General features: G+C 48.9%; 17 protein-coding genes. 16 read left to right on the top strand and 1 reads right to left on the bottom strand.

Features of this window, described 5'->3' with window-relative positions:
• Positions 1–10 precede the first annotated feature (10 nt).
• Positions 11–694 carry a molybdopterin-guanine dinucleotide biosynthesis protein B gene (gene mobB, locus AB9H23_RS08255; protein WP_370004776.1) on the bottom strand — a complete coding sequence of 228 codons (684 nt, stop codon included), beginning with the start codon at positions 692–694 and terminating at the stop codon, positions 11–13.
• Between the two features lie 72 nt (positions 695–766).
• Here mobB and fdhF point away from each other — a divergent pair, with 72 nt between their 5' ends.
• From fdhF to AB9H23_RS08335, 16 genes are all read left to right on the top strand, one after another.
• Positions 767–3,421: a formate dehydrogenase subunit alpha gene (gene fdhF, locus AB9H23_RS08260; RefSeq protein ID WP_370004777.1), complete on the top strand. Its 2,655-nt coding sequence runs from the start codon at positions 767–769 to the stop codon at positions 3,419–3,421.
• Positions 3,422–3,594: 173 nt separating this feature from the next.
• Complete coding sequence (locus AB9H23_RS08265) at positions 3,595–4,071, top strand: 4Fe-4S binding protein (RefSeq protein ID WP_370004779.1); 477 nt, start codon at positions 3,595–3,597, stop codon at positions 4,069–4,071.
• Positions 4,049–5,098, top strand: a complete 1,050-nt coding sequence (gene fwdF, locus AB9H23_RS08270; protein WP_370004780.1) for a tungsten-dependent formylmethanofuran dehydrogenase subunit FwdF — start codon at positions 4,049–4,051, stop codon at positions 5,096–5,098. The genes AB9H23_RS08265 and fwdF overlap by 23 nt, the downstream gene beginning before the upstream one ends.
• 14 nt (positions 5,099–5,112) lie before the next feature.
• Complete coding sequence (locus tag AB9H23_RS08275) at positions 5,113–5,361, top strand: 4Fe-4S binding protein (protein ID WP_370004781.1); 249 nt, start codon at positions 5,113–5,115, stop codon at positions 5,359–5,361.
• Positions 5,358–5,750 carry a tungsten-dependent formylmethanofuran dehydrogenase subunit FwdD gene (fwdD, locus tag AB9H23_RS08280; protein ID WP_160323144.1) on the top strand — a complete coding sequence of 131 codons (393 nt, stop codon included), beginning with the start codon at positions 5,358–5,360 and terminating at the stop codon, positions 5,748–5,750. Before AB9H23_RS08275 ends, fwdD begins: the two co-directional genes overlap by 4 nt.
• 22 nt (positions 5,751–5,772) lie before the next feature.
• Complete coding sequence (gene fwdA / locus AB9H23_RS08285) at positions 5,773–7,482, top strand: tungsten-dependent formylmethanofuran dehydrogenase subunit FwdA (protein ID WP_370004783.1); 1,710 nt, start codon at positions 5,773–5,775, stop codon at positions 7,480–7,482.
• On the top strand, positions 7,479–8,291 hold the full coding sequence (gene fwdC, locus AB9H23_RS08290; protein ID WP_370004785.1) for a tungsten-dependent formylmethanofuran dehydrogenase subunit FwdC: 813 nt from the start codon (positions 7,479–7,481) through the stop codon (positions 8,289–8,291). Before fwdA ends, fwdC begins: the two co-directional genes overlap by 4 nt.
• Positions 8,292–8,303: 12 nt before the next feature.
• Complete coding sequence (locus AB9H23_RS08295; RefSeq protein ID WP_370005988.1) at positions 8,304–9,605, top strand: formylmethanofuran dehydrogenase subunit B; 1,302 nt, start codon at positions 8,304–8,306, stop codon at positions 9,603–9,605.
• Positions 9,606–9,846: 241 nt separating this feature from the next.
• Positions 9,847–10,674 carry a nitrogenase iron protein gene (gene nifH / locus AB9H23_RS08300; protein ID WP_370004787.1) on the top strand — a complete coding sequence of 276 codons (828 nt, stop codon included), beginning with the start codon at positions 9,847–9,849 and terminating at the stop codon, positions 10,672–10,674.
• A gap of 9 nt (positions 10,675–10,683) precedes the next feature.
• Positions 10,684–11,001, top strand: a complete 318-nt coding sequence (locus AB9H23_RS08305; RefSeq protein WP_370004788.1) for a P-II family nitrogen regulator — start codon at positions 10,684–10,686, stop codon at positions 10,999–11,001.
• A gap of 8 nt (positions 11,002–11,009) precedes the next feature.
• Positions 11,010–11,375 carry a P-II family nitrogen regulator gene (locus AB9H23_RS08310; RefSeq protein ID WP_370004789.1) on the top strand — a complete coding sequence of 122 codons (366 nt, stop codon included), beginning with the start codon at positions 11,010–11,012 and terminating at the stop codon, positions 11,373–11,375.
• Positions 11,376–11,445: 70 nt separating this feature from the next.
• Positions 11,446–12,858 (top strand): nitrogenase subunit alpha, encoded by a 1,413-nt coding sequence (locus AB9H23_RS08315; protein ID WP_370004790.1) that lies wholly within the window; start codon positions 11,446–11,448, stop codon positions 12,856–12,858.
• Complete coding sequence (locus AB9H23_RS08320; protein ID WP_370004791.1) at positions 12,858–14,237, top strand: nitrogenase component 1; 1,380 nt, start codon at positions 12,858–12,860, stop codon at positions 14,235–14,237. The genes AB9H23_RS08315 and AB9H23_RS08320 overlap by 1 nt, the downstream gene beginning before the upstream one ends.
• The gene (gene nifE / locus AB9H23_RS08325; RefSeq protein ID WP_370004792.1) at positions 14,206–15,648 is read left to right on the top strand and encodes a nitrogenase iron-molybdenum cofactor biosynthesis protein NifE; all 1,443 of its coding nucleotides are present in this window, start codon (positions 14,206–14,208) and stop codon (positions 15,646–15,648) included. Before AB9H23_RS08320 ends, nifE begins: the two co-directional genes overlap by 32 nt.
• On the top strand, positions 15,638–16,981 hold the full coding sequence (locus AB9H23_RS08330) for a nitrogenase component 1 (protein WP_370004793.1): 1,344 nt from the start codon (positions 15,638–15,640) through the stop codon (positions 16,979–16,981). Before nifE ends, AB9H23_RS08330 begins: the two co-directional genes overlap by 11 nt.
• On the top strand, positions 16,953–17,288 hold the full coding sequence (locus tag AB9H23_RS08335) for a NifB/NifX family molybdenum-iron cluster-binding protein (RefSeq protein WP_370004794.1): 336 nt from the start codon (positions 16,953–16,955) through the stop codon (positions 17,286–17,288). Before AB9H23_RS08330 ends, AB9H23_RS08335 begins: the two co-directional genes overlap by 29 nt.
• Positions 17,289–17,295 lie beyond the last annotated feature (7 nt).

Here is a 17,295-nt window from a genome sequence, read left to right on the forward strand (position 1 = left end):
TACCCCGATATTACTCTGGTCTTTTTATGATGAGATCAACCTTCTGATGTTTAAGGCTTTCTGTATCAAGAGCATCCACCATGCCGAGAACAGTACCTGCTATGAAGTTCTGGACGAAGGGGTTCAGGGGGACGGGTTTTCCATTTACCCTGAGGAGAACCCTATCAGGCTGGCTCTTACAGTCTGTATCATCTGCATCACCCTGAACCTTTGCCTTTGCAAACTCTCTGCATGATTCAAAGCCGCACTTACCGCAGTTGAGGTCCTGAAGGAGGCCGTAGCTTCTTCTTTCTATGAGCTCAATCAGGTCATCCACTTCATCGATTTTGAATGGATCAACAACCTTCAGGGTGAATTCTCCCGGTGTGGATGTTGATATGTTGGCATACTCCATTGACTTGAAGCCCTCAACCACAAGGAAGTCGATGTCATCCAGCATCTCAAGGACACCCACAACCTCAGGGAGGTCCATTTCCCTGTCGATAAGGAAGAAGGTTTCCCTTCCAGTTCCTGCAACTATCTCTGCACCGGCCCTCCGGTGCCTGTCGGTGTCCTTGCCTGGAAAATCAAATCCCCCATGGGTATGCTTGAGGGTCGCAACCCGGTAACCCGCATCCGCGAGTTTTCTGACGATTTTCTCAACCAGGGCGGTTTTGCCGGTGTCCTTGGTGCCTGTCACCCCTACTATCCTCATACTTTCACCTCTTCATAAACTTTATTTTATGTGGGGATAAATTTTCAGTATAAAAAATTAGCTGAAGATAACATGAAGGGGACTGTAAAATTCAGGATCGATGGAAGGGAAGTTGAGGCAGCCAGGGGGATGACGGTCCTCCAGGCAGCCCTTGCAAACGGCATCTACATACCCAACCTCTGTTTCAGGGATGGACTTGAACCATTTGGGGGCTGCAGGCTGTGTCTGGTTGAAAACAGTGAGGGGCGTCTGGTCACGGCATGCGAGACCCCTGCAGAGGATGGTGCTGAGTTCATATCAGAGTCTGAAAGGATAAACAGGATCAGGAGGACCACCCTATCCCTGATAATAGCTGACCACAGCAGGGATTGCCTTGCATGCCCTGCATCAGGTGACTGCAGACTTCAGGAGGTCTCATCCTACCTCAACGTATCTGAAGGGGACCTTGAGAGGTTGAGGCCTGAGATTTCAGGGATTGATGTGGATGAATCCAACCCGTTTTTCCTGAGGGATCACGATAAGTGCATCCTCTGCGGTATATGTGTCCGTGTCTGCAGGGTAGTTGGCGCAGAGGCGGTTGATTTTGCATACAGGGGCCATGACACAAGGATAGCCACCTTCATGGACAGGGATATACTTGATTCAAGCTGCGTCTCATGCGGTGAATGCGTTGAGGCATGCCCGGTGGGCGCCCTCCTACCCAGGACTGAGAGGCCCTCCACCGAGGTGAGAACTGTATGCCCCTACTGCGGCGCCGGCTGCGAGATCTACCTAGGGGTGAGGGGGAACCGGGCTGTGAGTTCAAGGGGCGTCCCTGATAGCCCTGTTAACCGGGGAAGGCTATGTGTGAAGGGGAGGTTCGCCCTTAAATTTGTAAACAGTCCTGAGAGACTTAAAAAACCCCTTATAAAGGTTGATGGAAGATTTTTAGAGATAGAATGGGATGAGGCAATCTCATTTGTAGCTGAAAGGCTCTCTGAATACACTGGAGAAGAATTTGCGGCTGTTGCATCTGCCAAGTGCACCAATGAGGAGAACTATCTGCTGCAGAAGTTCACAAGGGCCGTTGTGGGGTCAGGGAACATTGACCACTGCGCAAGGCTCTGCCATGCCCCCTCACTTACAGCACTTAGACTGAGTCTGGGTAGCGGTGCAATGACCAACTCCATATCTGAACTGGAGGGTGCCGGGTGTATACTGGCAGTGGGAACCAACCCAACAGAGACACACCCTGTAACCTCCTACAGCGTAATCAGAGCCCTGAGGTCAGGTGCAAAGCTGGTTGTGGTGGATCCAAGGAAAACCCGGTTATCTGAACTTGCAGATATCCATCTTCAGAATAAACCCGGATCTGACATCCCACTTTTAATGGCAATGTGCCACTTCATCCTTGAGGAGGGCCTGCATGACGGTGAATTCATAGAGTCCCGCACAGAGAAATTTGAGGAATTCAGGAACGCTGTCATGGCCCTGGATCTTGATGAGGTGGAGAGGGTAACCGGGGTTAAACTTGAGGACATAAGGAAAGCCGCAATAATGTACGCCTCAAATTCCCCGGCATCCATAATATATTCAATGGGCATCACCCAGCACGTTAACGGGACAGGTAATGTGCTTGCACTGAGCAACCTGGCGCTTCTTACAGGTAACATCGGTATAAAATCAGGGGGTATCAACCCGCTGAGGGGCCAGAACAACGTTCAGGGGGCCTGTGATATGGGGGCGCTTCCTGACCTCCTCCCAGGTTATCAGGACATTGGTGAGGCTGCAGGGAAATTCTCTGAGAAATGGGGTTCACCCCTCCCCCCTGCAGGGATGACGCTACCTGAGATGTTTGATGCCGCAAGAGACGGAAAAATCAGGTGCATGTACATAATGGGTGAGAACCCACTTCTGAGTGAACCTGACATTGAAAAGACCAGGGAGGCCCTTGAGGGCCTTGAATTCCTTGTGGTACAGGATATATTCCTCACCGAGACAGCCGAACTTGCAGATGTGGTTCTGCCTGCAGCATCCTTTGCAGAGAAGGACGGCACATTCACCAACACCGAGAGAAGGGTTCAGCTTCTGAGGAAGGCGCTGGATGCCCCGGGGGATGCGCTCCCTGACTGGCAGATAATCTCCATGATTGCAGAGAGGATGGGAAGGGAGGACTTTGATTATGAATCCGCGTCCAGAATATTCGATGAGATAAGGGAACTTGTACCATCATATGCTGGCATCTCCCACGAAAGGCTGAAATCTGGCGGTATACAGTGGCCCTGCACATCAGAGGAGGAAGCTGGAACAGTGTACCTTCACGCTGAGGGATTCCCAACACCCACAGGAAGGGCATCGTTCCTGCTGCCTGATCACCACCTCAGGGAGGCATCAGAGGAGTATCCGCTGGTCCTTGTAACCGGGCGGAACCTCTACCAGTACCACACAAGGTCAATGACTGCAAGGGTGAGGGAACTGGAATCATTCTCAGACCATGAGGAACTTCTCATGAACCCCGCTGACGCCTCCTCTATGGGTATAAGGGAGGGGGATACCGTTGAGGTCACATCAGAGAGGGGCTCCCTCAGGGTGAGGGCAAGGGTTACAGATGAGGTGATGGTGGGTGTGGTATTCATGACATTCCACTTTGCAGATGCCCCTGCAAATGTCCTCACCGGAGGAGAAAGGGACCCTGTTTCAGGGATGCCTGAACTCAAGTTCACCCCGGTCAGGGTGTGTCGCGTCTAGCTAAAGATAAGATGTGTGCCACCAGCACACTCATTTATATATTTTCTCTATTGCTGGCTGACCAGGGATGTGTGCTAACAACACACTCATTTATATATTTTTCTATTTGTTTTTTGTAGAAAATTATTATATAGATAGCGGCTAAATGTGTGATTAACACACATGGTGACCCTATGCCGAAACATATAGTTTCTGGACTCAAATACATAGCAGCTGTAAACCTAACAAAACAGGGCCATTCACAGAGAGAGATAGCCAAAGCTCTGAAGATAAACAGATCAACTGTTTCTCACTACCTCAACGGGAGAAACCTCTCATGGAGGTCAATAGAGATTGCAAGGGTAATAACAGAGATGTGTCCAAGGGATTTCCTTCTTCTCACCCACTCCCTTACACAGAACACAGAGATGACAAGGACGATAGTGAAGACATGCCAGCAGAGGAAATTCCAGGGAAACGTCAGGAACTCATGTATTGGGTGCGGGCTATGTGTGGACACATGCCTAATGAAGGCCATAACCCTTAGAGACCTCAAGGCACATGTGGATTCCGAATGGTGCTGCGGGTGTCTCATATGTGTTGATATGTGTCCAACTGATTCTATAGAAATAAAGGAGGTAGAAATTGATGGAAACGACCGAAGTAATTGAAGGTAAGAATATTACCGTGGAGCGGACCGGCGAAGAAAACAGAAAGTTGATCTTCCAGGATTGCCTCTGCGCTGTGTGTGGACTGTGTGGCGAGATATGCCCGGTAAGTGCAATCGAGGTTAACCCAACAGGTGCAATGGTCAGAACAGAACAGGATGAGTCAAAGATACTTATCGATGAGAACAAATGTGTCCTCTGCGGTATGTGCAGTTCAATCTGCCCGTTCCAGGCTCTTGACCTTCAGATTGATGGAACATCCATAAAGGAACTTGCAGAATATCCTAAAATCCTTAAATCAGCCGAAATTGATGATGAAACATGCATACAGTGCAAGGCATGTGAAACAGCATGTCCACAGGACGCCATAACCATAACAAGGGAACTTCCAGAAAGGAAGGACCTCATCACAGGTGAAATCGAAATAGACAAGGACACCTGTATATACTGTGGTATGTGTGAGGAAATGTGTCCTGTTGACGCCATAGAGATAGAACACCAGATACCAAGTTCAGCAAGCCCAACCGTTGCAACCGACATCAACGTGGACGAGGACAAATGTGTTCACTGCGGAATATGTAAGAGGATCTGCCCTGTTGACGCCATAATGCAGGTCTGCAGGATCTGCCCATACGGCGAATACGAGATAAAGGTCCCTGAGGTTACAGGAACATCCTATATCGACCCTGAGCTCTGTGTAAACTGTGGCTGGTGCCAGGAGATCTGCCCTGTTGATGCTGCAACAGTGACCAAGCCATTCGAGGGAGAACTTATAATCGATGAGGACACATGCCAGGCCTGTGAAACCTGCGTGATGGCATGCCCATGCAACGTTCTCTCATTCCCGAAACCAGAGAAACCCGGTGAAAAACCAACCAAACTCTACAAGGACGAAAGATTCTGCATATACTGCGGAGCATGTGAAAGATCATGCCCTGTGAACGCCATAGAGGTTAAGAGGAGCAAAATAAATACAACTCCAATCAAATCAAAGGCATGGAAGAACGCCTTTGAATCATTACTCAAATAAATGGAGGTAATCAGATGGCAATTGGACTTAAGGCATACCCTGAACTCTGCCATGGATGCGGAAACTGTGTGATCGCATGTCCCGTGAACGCCCTCAGAAGCCCTGAAATTGCCGGTGGAAAGGGCCCAACAGATGATGTTGAGATCATCATGATAGTGGAGGACGGGGTTGTAAACATAAAAAACCCTGAACTGTGCGGAAAATGCGGTACATGTGTTGAAAGCTGCCCTGTGGATGCAATAAGACTGGAGGAATTAGAATGATGGTCATACTCAACACAGGAAGGACAATATGGCAGGGACAGGCCATAGAATCAGGTAAGGACCTTAAAATGTACGTGGATGCAGCTGCAATAATTCAGATGAACGCCGACATGATGAAGCAGCTCGGGATAAACGAAGGAGACAACGTCAAGGTCATATCAGAATATGGGGATGTGGTTGTCAAGGCTGTTGAAGCAAAGGAACCACTACCAGATGGAATGGTCTACATCCCAATGGGCCCATGGGCCAACAGGGTCATAAGACCAGATACGGATTCAACAGCAACACCCAGCTTTAAGAACATACCGGTGGAGATCATACCCACCGATGAAGAGGTTCCTGACATGCCCACCCTCATGAAGGTCTACGGTAAGGTAGGTCAGATTTAATTAGTTCAGCGGGAGGATTCAAATGGAATACATAATCAAAAACGGATTTGTTTACTGTCCTCTTAACAACGTCGATGGAGAGAAGATGGACATCTGCGTCAGGGATGGTAAAATAGTTGAGAGCGTCAGTGACTCCGCAAAGGTCATTGATGCATCTGGAAAAATTGTGATGCCAGGAGGTGTCGACCCACACTCCCACATAGCCGGTGCAAAGGTCAACGTGGGAAGGATGTACAGGCCAGAAGACAGCCGAAGGGACGCTGAAAAGTTCAAGGCAGGAAGGGCCGGAAGCGGTTTCTCAGTACCATCAACCTTCATGACAGGTTACAGGTACGCCCAGATGGGTTACACCACCGCAATGGAGGCGGCCATGCCACCACTCCTTGCAAGGCACACCCATGAGGAGTTCCATGACACACCCATAATAGACCACGCAGCATACCCACTCTTCGGTAACAACTGGTTCGTGATGGAGTACCTCAAGGAGGGAGACGTGGATGCATGCGCAGCCTACGCCTCATGGCTCCTCAACGCAACCAAGGGTTACGCAATAAAAATAGTTAACCCTGCAGGTACAGAGGCCTGGGGATGGGGTGGAAACGTCCATGGAATCTATGACCCTGCCCCATACTTCGACATAACACCTGCAGAGATCATAAAGGGACTCGCAGAGGTCAACGAGAAACTCCAGCTACCCCACTCAATACACCTTCACTGTAACGACCTGGGACACCCAGGAAACTATGAGACAACCCTGGCATCCTTCGACGTGCCAAAGAACATAAAGGCAAACCCTGCAACAGGTGAAAGGGACACCGTTTTATACGCAACACACGTCCAGTTCCACAGCTACGGTGGAACCACCTGGAGGGACTTTGTATCAGAGGCACCAAAGATCGCAGACTACGTCAACAAAAACGACCACATAGTCATAGACGTTGGTCAGATAACCCTGGATGAGACCACAACAATGACAGCGGATGGTCCAATGGAATACGACCTCCACTCACTCAACGGCCTCAAATGGGCAAACTGTGACGTGGAACTCGAAACAGGTTCAGGTGTCGTCCCCTTCATATACTCAGCAAGGGCACCTGTCCCAGCTGTCCAGTGGGCAATAGGTATGGAGTTATTCCTGCTTATAGACGATCCAGGAAAGGTATGTCTCACAACAGACAGTCCAAACGCCGGACCATTCACAAGGTACCCAAGGGTCATAGCCTGGCTCATGAGCAACAAGTACAGGATGAACCTCATTGAGGGAGAACTCCACAAGTGGGCCCAGAGGAAGAGTACCATAGCAACAGTTGACAGGGAATACACATTCTCAGAGATAGCCCAGATCACAAGGTCAACATCTGCAAAGGTTCTGGGTCTCAGCGAAACCAAGGGTCACCTTGGAGTCGGTGCAGATGCAGACATCGCAGTATACAACATCAACCCTGAAACAGTCGACCCATCAGTCGATTACATGGCAATTGAGGAAGGATTCTCAAGGGCAGCATACGTCCTCAAGGATGGAGAAATAGTGGTTAAGGACGGAGAAGTCGTGGCCTCACCACACGGAAGGACCTACTGGGTTGACACCCAGGTTGATGAGTCAATCTACAGTGAGGTACTTGCCAACGTGGAGAGCAAATTCAAACAGTACTACTCTGTTAACTTTGCAAACTACCCTGTGCAGGACGATTACCTGCCAAAATCCGCTCCAGTTAAAGGGGTGATGCTATGAGTGAAATAATATTAACTCCAAAGGAACAGCCTGAAGTGCCACTCGAGGCACCCAACATCAAACCCGATGTCTTCGCAGGAAAGTCAATAGACGAGATCAAAAACATCCAGATAATGTATGGTAACGAGGTCGTTAAACTCGGAGACTTCTTCGAGGTCAGCGGAGAACCAGCAGAGTCTGCAGCAGATATCAAAATCATCATCGACGGCGATGTGTACAACACCAAGAGGATAGGCCAGGAGATGACCGCCGGCGAAATCCTGGTGAAGGGTAACGTGAACATGTATGTCGGAGCCGGCATGAAGGGCGGTAAGATCACAGTGGAAGGCAACGCAGCATCATGGGCCGGACAGGACATGAGGGGAGGAGAACTCGAAATCCTCGGAGACGCGGCTGACTACGTCGGATCATCCTACCGTGGTGACTGGAGAGGTATGAGCGGCGGCGTCATAACAGTCCATGGAAACGCCGGAAACGAGATCGGAGAGTACATGAACGGCGGCAAGATCATCATCAAGGGCGACGTCAACATAATGCCAGGAATACACATGAACAACGGCCTCATAATCATCGAGGGCAACGCCGTTGCAAGGGTAGGCGGCGAAATGGCCGGCGGAACAATAATCGTAAAGGGAATGATACAGGAATTCCTTCCAGGATTCAAGTACCTTGGTGTTGAAAAGGACATAGAGGTTAACGGGGAAACCTTCCCTGGAGCATACTACAAGTTTGAAGGAGATCACGCAATTAAGGGAGCTAAGGGTATAGTCTATGCGGCTGTCGGATGCAATGGCCACATAGAACCCTAACTGGAGGTAATTATCATGGAATACGTGAAAAATGTGGTCTGCCCCTTCTGCGGAACCCTCTGTGATGACATCATCTGTAAGGTTGAGGACAACGAGATTGTTGGGACCATCAACGCCTGCAGGATAGGTCACAGCAAGTTCGTGCATGCAGAGGGTGCAGTGAGGTACACCAAACCACTCATAAGGAAAAATGGCGAATTCGTTGAGGTAAGCTACGATGAGGCCATAGACAAGGCTGCAAAGATTCTTGCAGAATCAAAGAGACCACTCATGTATGGGTGGAGCTGTACAGAGTGTGAAGCACAGGCCGTTGGAATGGAACTTGCAGAGGAGGCCGGTGCTGTAATAGACAATACAGCATCAGTCTGTCACGGACCATCAGTGCTGGCACTCCAGGACGTGGGCTACCCCATATGTACCCTTGGTGAGGTCAAAAACAGGGCCGACGTTGTGGTCTACTGGGGATGCAACCCCATGCACGCCCACCCAAGGCACATGTCAAGGAACGTATTTGCCCGTGGATTCTTCAGGGAAAGGGGAAGATCAGACAGAACACTCATAGTGGTTGACCCAAGGAAGACAGACACAGCAAAGCTTGCAGACATACACCTTCAGCTGGACTTTGACCGTGACTATGAACTTCTCGATGCAATGAGGGCATACCTCCTTGGAAACGACATCCTCTACGATGAGGTTGCCGGTGTACCAAGGGAGCAGATCGAGGAGGCCGTTGAGGTCCTCAAAAAGGCACAGTTTGGTATACTCTTCTTCGGTATGGGTATAACCCACAGCCGTGGTAAGCACAGGAACATTGACACAGCCATTATGCTGGTCCAGGACCTCAATGACTATGCCAAATGGACCCTCATACCCATGAGGGGACACTACAACGTTACAGGCTTCAACCAGGTCTGCACATGGGAGAGCGGATACCCATTCTGTGTTGACTTCTCAGGCGGGGAGCCAAGATACAACCCTGGTGAGACCGGGGCAAACGACCTTCTACAGAATAAGGAGGCCGATGCAATGATGGTCATAGCCTCTGACCCTGGTGCCCACTTCCCACAGAGGGCACTTGAGAGGATGGCTGAGATACCGGTCATTGCAATCGAGCCCCACAGGACCCCCACAACCGAGCTGGCCGACATCATAATTCCACCGGCCATCGTGGGTATGGAGGCTGAGGGTACAGCCTACCGTATGGAGGGTGTCCCCATAAGGATGAAGAAGGTTGTTGACTCAGACCTCCTCTCAGACAGGGAGATCCTGGAGAGACTCCTTGAAAAGGTTAAGGAATACAGGGCCTCAAAGTAATCAGGCCCTCCATTTCTATTTATTTTAAAACTTTTGATTTGGTTTCTGTTCATTTTTATGGATACTTAAAGTACATTTAATTATTTCAGCGGTTCTGTTTCTGATTTGGTTTCTGTTTATGTTCAAGGATAGATGAGCGCATAATTTTCAGCCATGCACCGAAAAATTTAAATATGGAATCTTCCAATAGTAGAGTGTCGGAAGAAGGAAGCATACTTCCGACTGAGATGGTGATTGGTGTATGGTACGTAAAATTGCAATATATGGTAAGGGTGGAATAGGAAAATCCACAACACAGCAGAACACTGCAGCGGCAATGAGTTACTTCCATGGAAAGAACGTCATGATCCATGGATGCGACCCCAAGGCGGACAGCACACGCCTGATACTGGGTGGTAAAATGCAGACAACAATGATGGACACCCTGCGTGAACTTGGAGAGGGTGCATGCACACCAGATAAGGTTATAGAAACAGGTTTTGGAGGTATAAGGTGTGTTGAATCAGGAGGTCCAGAACCAGGTGTTGGATGCGCAGGCAGGGGTGTTATAACCGCCATAACCCTCATGGAGAGGCACGGGGTCTACGAAAATGATCTGGACTTTGTATTCTTTGACGTGCTCGGGGACGTGGTATGCGGGGGCTTCGCAATGCCGGTGAGGGACGGAAAGGCAGAGGAAATATACATTGTGGCATCAGGTGAGATGATGGCACTCTATGCAGCCAACAACATCTGCAAGGGTATGGTGAAATATGCCAGACAGAGCGGAGTCAGACTTGGAGGAATAATATGCAACAGCAGAAACGTTGACGGCGAAAGGGAACTCCTTGAAGAATTCTGTGACAGAATAGGGACACAGATGATACACTTCGTGCCAAGGGATAACATTGTACAGAAGGCGGAATTCAACAAGAAATCTGTCATAGAATTCGACCCTGAATGCAACCAGTCACAGGAATACCGGGAACTTGCAAGGAAAATAATTGAAAACAAGGATTTCGTAATACCAGAACCCATGACAATGGATGAAATGGAGGACCTCGTTGTAAAATACGGGGTTCTGGACTAGGTGCTAAAAATGAAGATGATAAGGGCGATAATAAGACCAGAAAAGTCTGAAGAGGTGGCAGACGCTCTGGATGAAGCAGGATTCCCTGCCCTCACAAAGATGGACGTTATAGGGAGGGGTAAGCAGAAGGGCATACGGTTTGATGAGATCTACTATGATGAGATACCCAAGACCATGCTGTTCATCGTTGTGGATGATGCTGATGCAGAGAGGGTGGTTTCGGTTATCAGTGAAAGCGGATACACAGGCAAAATTGGGGATGGTAAAATATTCATAAGCCCCGTGGAAAATGCCTACACCGTCAGAACAAGAGAGGAAGGTCTTTAGGTGTCTGAATGAAGGAAGTAATCGCCATAATAAGACCAAAGAATATGAAGAAAACCAGGGATGTCCTCGAATCCCTGGGGTTCCCTGCATTCAACGCCACCAGAGTCCTCGGGAGGGGTAAGCAGAGGGCCATAATTGATGAGGTCGCCATCCCCTCACCATCTGCTGAGATTCAGGAGGAGCGGGGAACAATGAGGTACATTCCCAAGAGAATGATCCAGATAACCGTGGAGGATCCGGATGTACAGCTGGTTGTGGAGGCCATAATGAAGGTCAACCACACAGGAAAAATTGGAGACGGAAAGATCTTTGTATGTCCGGTGGACGATGCAGTGAGGATAAGGACAGGTGATAGAGGGACTGAAGCGCTTTAACCCTTTATCTGTGGAGTGAAATGGATAGAGGGCGGCTTCAGTTATCCTATAAATCAAAGGATGATTCAAAATGCCATTTGAACTGTTTGACGTCGATGCTGAAATACCCGATAGAAAAAAGCACATCTATGTAAAGAAGCAGGGGGATCCTGAGGGGGACATACCTGCATGCAACACAACAACGATCCCTGGCTGCATGACAGAGAGGGGATGCGCATTTGCAGGTGCGAAGGGTGTGATAACAGGGGCAATAAAGGATGCGCTTCACGTTATCCATTCACCTATTGGATGCACAGCATATGGTTACGGTACAAAGAGGTACCCCACATCACAGGAAATGCCCGATGGAAGCATGTTCCCCATAGAAAACTTCAACCTCAAATACATAACAGGAACGGATCTGAGTGAGTCTGATGTGGTGTTTGGTGGTATGGACAAACTCAAAAGGTGCATCCTGGAGGCTGTCAGGGAATTCCCTGAGGCAAATGCAGTTTACACCTACGCAACCTGTACAACAGGCCTCATAGGGGACGATATTGATGCAATTTCAAGGGAGGTCTCAGAGGAGATAGGTAAGGATGTTGTTGCAATAAACGCTCCAGGATTTGCAGGTCCAACACAGTCAAAGGGACATCAGGTTGCCAACTACACACTCTTCGAGGACCTGGTGGGAACCGCAGAGCCCCCCAGAACCACAGAATATGACGTGAACCTCATAGGGGAGTACAATATCGATGGGGACCTCTGGGTTCTGAAAAAATACTTCGAGGAGATGGGGATAAACGTCCTGAGCACATTCACAGGCGACTGCTGTCACGACGAGATAAAGTGGATGCACAGGGCAAAGCTGAGTCTGGTCAGATGTCAGAGATCAGCAAACTACATTGCAAAGCTCCTTGAGGAGAGATATGGCGTCCCCTACATGAAGGTTGACTTCTTTGGAATAGAATACTGCAGAAAAAACCTCATGGCAATAGGGGAATATTTCGGGATACCCGACAGGGCAGAGAGGGTGATAGAGGATAGAATGGAAAAAATAGGTCCAGAAATTCAGTATCTCAGGGATAAACTCAGGGGTAAAAAGGTCTGGGTTTTCTCAGGGGGCCCGAAAAACTGGCATCTACCCAGACCACTGGAGGATGAACTTGGAATGGAAGTGGTTGCAGTTTCAACAATGTTCGAACACGAAGACGGCTATGAGAAGATCAAGAAAAGGGTCCGGGAGGGTACAGTGATAGTGGATGACCCCAACTCACTGGAACTCGAGGAGATCATCGAGAGATACAGGCCAGACATCATCCTGTCTGGAATAAAGGAAAAATACCTGGCCCATAAACTTGGAGTGCCCTGCATACTCATCCACTCATATGAAAACGGGCCATACATAGGCTTTGAGGGGTTCCTTAATCTGGCGAGGGACATGTACGCGGCAATATACAATCCTGTATGGGACCTGCTTGAATTCGAGGAGGATGTTAACTGATGTCAGAAATAAACGTGATGGAGAGGGGAAGGGAGCTTGTGGTAAACCCCCTCGTGACATGCCAGCCATTCGGTGCAATGTTCGCAACCCTGGGTATAAGGAGGGGTCTGCCTCTCGTTCATGGTTCCCAGGGCTGCAGCACCTTTGTGAGATACGGGCTCAACAGACACTTCAGAGAACCCGCAGAGATAGCCGTCACATCGCTCCATGAGGACGCTGCTGTGTTTGGGGGTAGAAGTAACATTATAAATGGTGTTAAAAACCTTGTGAAGAGATTCAGGCCAGACCTTGTGGGAATTGTAACCACCTGCTCGAGTGAAATAATAGGGGATGACGTGGATGGGTTCATGAGGGTCGCTGAAACCGAACTGCGCGAGGAACTTGGGGACAGGTTCCAGACAAAACTGGTCCACATATCAACACCCAGTTTCGTTGAAAACCACTTCAGAGGATATGGAAACGCCATAAAATCATTCATAGAGACCCTGGCCAGGGAGGATGGAGACTGCAACCACAAACTCAACATAATACCAGGCATAGTCAACCCCGGCGACATAAGGGAGATAGGGCACATGCTTGGCCTCATGGACATAACTCCCATAATACTCACCGATACCTCAGACCCCTTTGATTCACCCCTCAGACCATCAAAAACAGAGCAGATGCCATTCTATCCCCCGGGAGGGACAGCGGTTTCTGAAATAGAGGACTCATCAAACAGTATGGGAACACTGAGCCTGACGATGTACGGGGATGAAGCCTTGAACACCCTTGAAAAAAGATTCAGGGTTCCAGGGGAATACTCTATGCCAATCGGGGTCCGCAATACAGATGACTTTGTCCGCAGGGCAGCCAGGATTTCAGAAAAGGATGTGAGCGATGAACTGCTTGATGAGAGAGGCATATTGATTGACTCCATGGCAGACCTCAGTTCAAGGTACCTCTTTGGAAGAACAGCCGCGGTCTACGGGGACCCGGACATGGTGGCAGGAATATCAAGGTTCCTTTGCGAACTTGGAATAACACCACTCCACACATGCACCGGCGCAGATAATGAACTCTTCATTGACAGAATGAAGACAGTGGCAGCAGAGGCAGATGAACGGATAAATGTCATGGTAAAATCAGATCTCAGGGCACTTGAAGAGAGACTCTCAGAGGAACCAGTTGATCTCATGATAGGAAACTCAGATGGTAGACTCATAGCCCGGGACCTTGGGATACCCCTCGTGAGGGTCGGCTACCCGGTATATGACAGGGTGGGCTATCAGAGGGTGCCCATCACAGGTTACAGGGGGGCTGTGAATCTCCTCAACAGAATAACAAACACGGTACTCAGGGAATACTATGAACCACAGCACTGGAAACTGCAGCAGTAAAGAGAATTTTTCAGCGGCCACCGCAGGGGATTTAAAGGTTGAGAATGTCCCTGAAGCGGTGATAGACACGCTCTCCCCCAGAAGAGAACACTTCACAAGGAGCTGCAGCGGGGGAGGGCCCCGCTGTAACAGAGAGTCCCTTCCAGGCATGGTAACCCAGAGATCGTGCGTCTATGGGGGTGCGAGGGTTGTCCTCATGCCCATAACAGATGCAGCCCACCTTGTGCATGGACCCGTGGGATGCGCGGCATGCACCTGGGACATCAGGGGAAGCAGAAGCTCAAGGTCTGAACTCTACAGGACGGGATTCTCAACCGGCCTTGAGGAAAAGGATGTGGTGTTTGGTGGGGAGGACAAACTCCTTGAATGTATACTGGAGATAAATGAAATCCACTCTCCCTCAGCCATATTCGTCTACTCCACATGTGTTTCAGGTGTCATAGGGGACGACATAGCGGCTGTATGCAGAACAGCAGAAAACAAAACAGGAAAATGGGTAATACCAGTGCAGTCTGAGGGATTCAGAAGCTTCAACAAGTCACTCGGCCACCAGCTAGCCTGCGATGTTATTCTCAGACACATAATAGGACGTGGAGATGCTGAAGTCAGGGAAAACTCGGTTAACCTTGTGGGCGAGTTCAATGTTGCAGGTGACCTCTGGAAGATAAAGGGTCTACTTGAGAAAATGGGTATTCACGTGGTTTCATCCATAACCGGCGATTCAACGGTGGCTGAAATCTCAGAAGCCCACACAGCGCAGCTTAACATTGTACAGTGCAGCAAATCATCAGGTTACATTGCAGAGGAGATGAAGAGGAAATACGGGATACCCTACATAAATGTCAATTTTTTTGGCATAAAAGAGACCATGGATTCTCTCCTATCAATTTCAGATTTCTTTGGTCTCAGCGCTGAAAAATGGATCAGCTCAATGGCAGAAAAAACATATAGAATCATCAGGGGCTACAGGAGAGTCCTTGAGGGTAAAAAGGTGGCAATATATGTGGGTGGTAACAAGGCATGGTCCCTTATAAGGGCATTCGGGGACCTTGGAATGGAGGTGATAATGAGCGGAACCCAGAACGGGCTCCCTGAGGATTACCTGAAGATAATGGAGAAGTCAGGAAGGGAACTGATACTCTTTGATGATGCAAATCCAGTTGAACTTTCAGAACTCCTGCGGAAATACAGGCCTGATCTGGTTGTTTCAGGGGCCAAGGAAAAGTACCTCTCCTATAAGCTTGGAATACCCTTCTGTGAATTTAACCATGACAGGATAAAACCATTCTCAGGGTTTGGAGGATTCCTGAATTTTGCAGAGGAAGTTAAAAGGACTCTGGAAAGTCCCATATGGACCCTGGCCAGCAAAAAAAGGTTATCAGGACCAGGAGGCATGTCCGGTGAAGCATAGAAACACCATAATAAACCCTGGAATTATCTGCCAGCCCCTGGGCGCTGTCATGGCATTCCTGGGTATCAGGGGATCAATGCCACTCATACATGGTTCACAGGGCTGCAGCACATATATGAGGTTTCAGCTCACAAGACACTTCAGAGAACCGGTGAATATAGCCTCAAGTTCTCTGAGTGAAGCCACAGTCGTATATGGTGGAGAAGAAAACCTCTTAAGAGCCCTGAAGACAGTTGAAGAACAGTACAGCCCTGAAGTTATAGGTGTAATTTCAGGCTGCCTCTCAGAGACCATAGGAGATGACATTGATAGAATAGTGGATAAACACAGGGAAAGTGGGGGATCTGAGATTATAACTGTCTCATCACCTGGTTTCAGGGGTTCACACGTGGATGGATATGAGGCCGCTGTTAAATCCATTCTCAGATCACTTGTTAGGGAGCATGCTGAACCTGTGGATAGAATAAACATCATAAATGGTATCATGAGCCCTGCAGACACCTCAGAGATAAAGAATATCCTTGAAGGAATCGGCGTGGATTTCCTCATGATAACAGATAACTCCGAGTCCCTTGACGAACCCTTCGATGGCGACCCCTACTTTATAACACGTCATGGAACATCCATTCATGACATAGCTACGGCAGGTAACTCCATGGCCACCCTCAACCTTGGTGGGTACGTTGGAGGCGAGTTCCTCGAAAAGAAATACGGGGTTAAGAACATTGAACTCCAGATCCCTGCAGGCCTTGAAGGCACGGATAAATTTTTAGGGGTCCTCCTGGATCTTTTCAATTCAGATATCTCCCGCTCAATCAGGAGGGAGAGGGGGAGACTGATGGATGCAATGATAGATTCCCATCAGTACACCTCAGGAAGGAGGGTGGCCATATTTGCCGACCCCTCCTATGCTGTTGCGGTAACATCACTGGTACTTGAGATGGGAATGCAACCATATGTTTTCACAGGTTCCAGGAGCAGATACTTCCATGAAAAAATCAGCCAGCTTCAGAGAAAATGGGGATTTCAATTCCCGGCAGAAAGTGGAGTGGACATATCTGGCTTAAAGGAAAACCTCGCAGGCAGAAAGATCGATATCCTTATAGGAAACTCCCACTGCGCAAGGGTCTCCAGGGAACTTGGAGTACCACTCCTGAGGATGGGATTCCCGGTTTACGATAGGGTGGGGTCACAGAGAATAAAAATAGCAGGCTATGGCGGGGGGATATCCTTTGTTGACTCCCTCACCAACCTGATACTTGAGAGCCACTATGATGATGGATATGAGATCGATGGTGATGCATGTGATAAGGATAGCTGTTGCTTCGGATGATGGCAGATACGTTAACAGACACTTTGCGGATGCAGATGCTTTCATAGTTTTTGAGAGGATTGATAATGAAATCAAATTTTCTGAAATAAGAAAGGTGGATGCAGGGAAAATAGAGAAGCACGATGATAGATGGAGGCGGGTCCTGGACCTTATTGACGACTGTGAAATCGTAATATGCAGAAGGATAGGGGAAAAACCCCTTGAGGAGGCTAAAAGGAGGGGTGTTATAGTCTTCGAATCAGATGATGGAATAGCTGCGGCAATACTGAAATCACTCACGGAACTGAACATATCCTGCAGAGTATAATGGGTCT

Origin of the sequence: Methanothermobacter sp. KEPCO 2, from assembly GCF_041228365.1 — an archaeon.
GTDB lineage: Archaea > Methanobacteriota > Methanobacteria > Methanobacteriales > Methanothermobacteraceae > Methanothermobacter > Methanothermobacter marburgensis.

Excerpts from the sequence above, each read along its gene's own strand:
- mobB (WP_370004776.1), bottom strand. The coding sequence starts at position 694 with ATGAGGATAGTAGGGGTGACAGGCACCAAGGACACCGGCAAAACCGCC.
- AB9H23_RS08310 (WP_370004789.1), top strand. The coding sequence starts at position 11,010 with ATGAAGGAAGTAATCGCCATAATAAGACCAAAGAATATGAAGAAAACC.
- AB9H23_RS08275 (WP_370004781.1), top strand. The coding sequence starts at position 5,113 with ATGGCAATTGGACTTAAGGCATACCCTGAACTCTGCCATGGATGCGGA.
- AB9H23_RS08305 (WP_370004788.1), top strand. The coding sequence starts at position 10,684 with ATGAAGATGATAAGGGCGATAATAAGACCAGAAAAGTCTGAAGAGGTG.
- AB9H23_RS08265 (WP_370004779.1), top strand. The coding sequence starts at position 3,595 with ATGCCGAAACATATAGTTTCTGGACTCAAATACATAGCAGCTGTAAAC.
- fdhF (WP_370004777.1), top strand. The coding sequence starts at position 767 with ATGAAGGGGACTGTAAAATTCAGGATCGATGGAAGGGAAGTTGAGGCA.
- AB9H23_RS08320 (WP_370004791.1), top strand. The coding sequence starts at position 12,858 with ATGTCAGAAATAAACGTGATGGAGAGGGGAAGGGAGCTTGTGGTAAAC.
- nifH (WP_370004787.1), top strand. The coding sequence starts at position 9,847 with ATGGTACGTAAAATTGCAATATATGGTAAGGGTGGAATAGGAAAATCC.
- fwdD (WP_160323144.1), top strand. The coding sequence starts at position 5,358 with ATGATGGTCATACTCAACACAGGAAGGACAATATGGCAGGGACAGGCC.
- fwdA (WP_370004783.1), top strand. The coding sequence starts at position 5,773 with ATGGAATACATAATCAAAAACGGATTTGTTTACTGTCCTCTTAACAAC.
- fwdC (WP_370004785.1), top strand. The coding sequence starts at position 7,479 with ATGAGTGAAATAATATTAACTCCAAAGGAACAGCCTGAAGTGCCACTC.
- AB9H23_RS08315 (WP_370004790.1), top strand. The coding sequence starts at position 11,446 with ATGCCATTTGAACTGTTTGACGTCGATGCTGAAATACCCGATAGAAAA.
- fwdF (WP_370004780.1), top strand. The coding sequence starts at position 4,049 with ATGGAAACGACCGAAGTAATTGAAGGTAAGAATATTACCGTGGAGCGG.
- nifE (WP_370004792.1), top strand. The coding sequence starts at position 14,206 with ATGAACCACAGCACTGGAAACTGCAGCAGTAAAGAGAATTTTTCAGCG.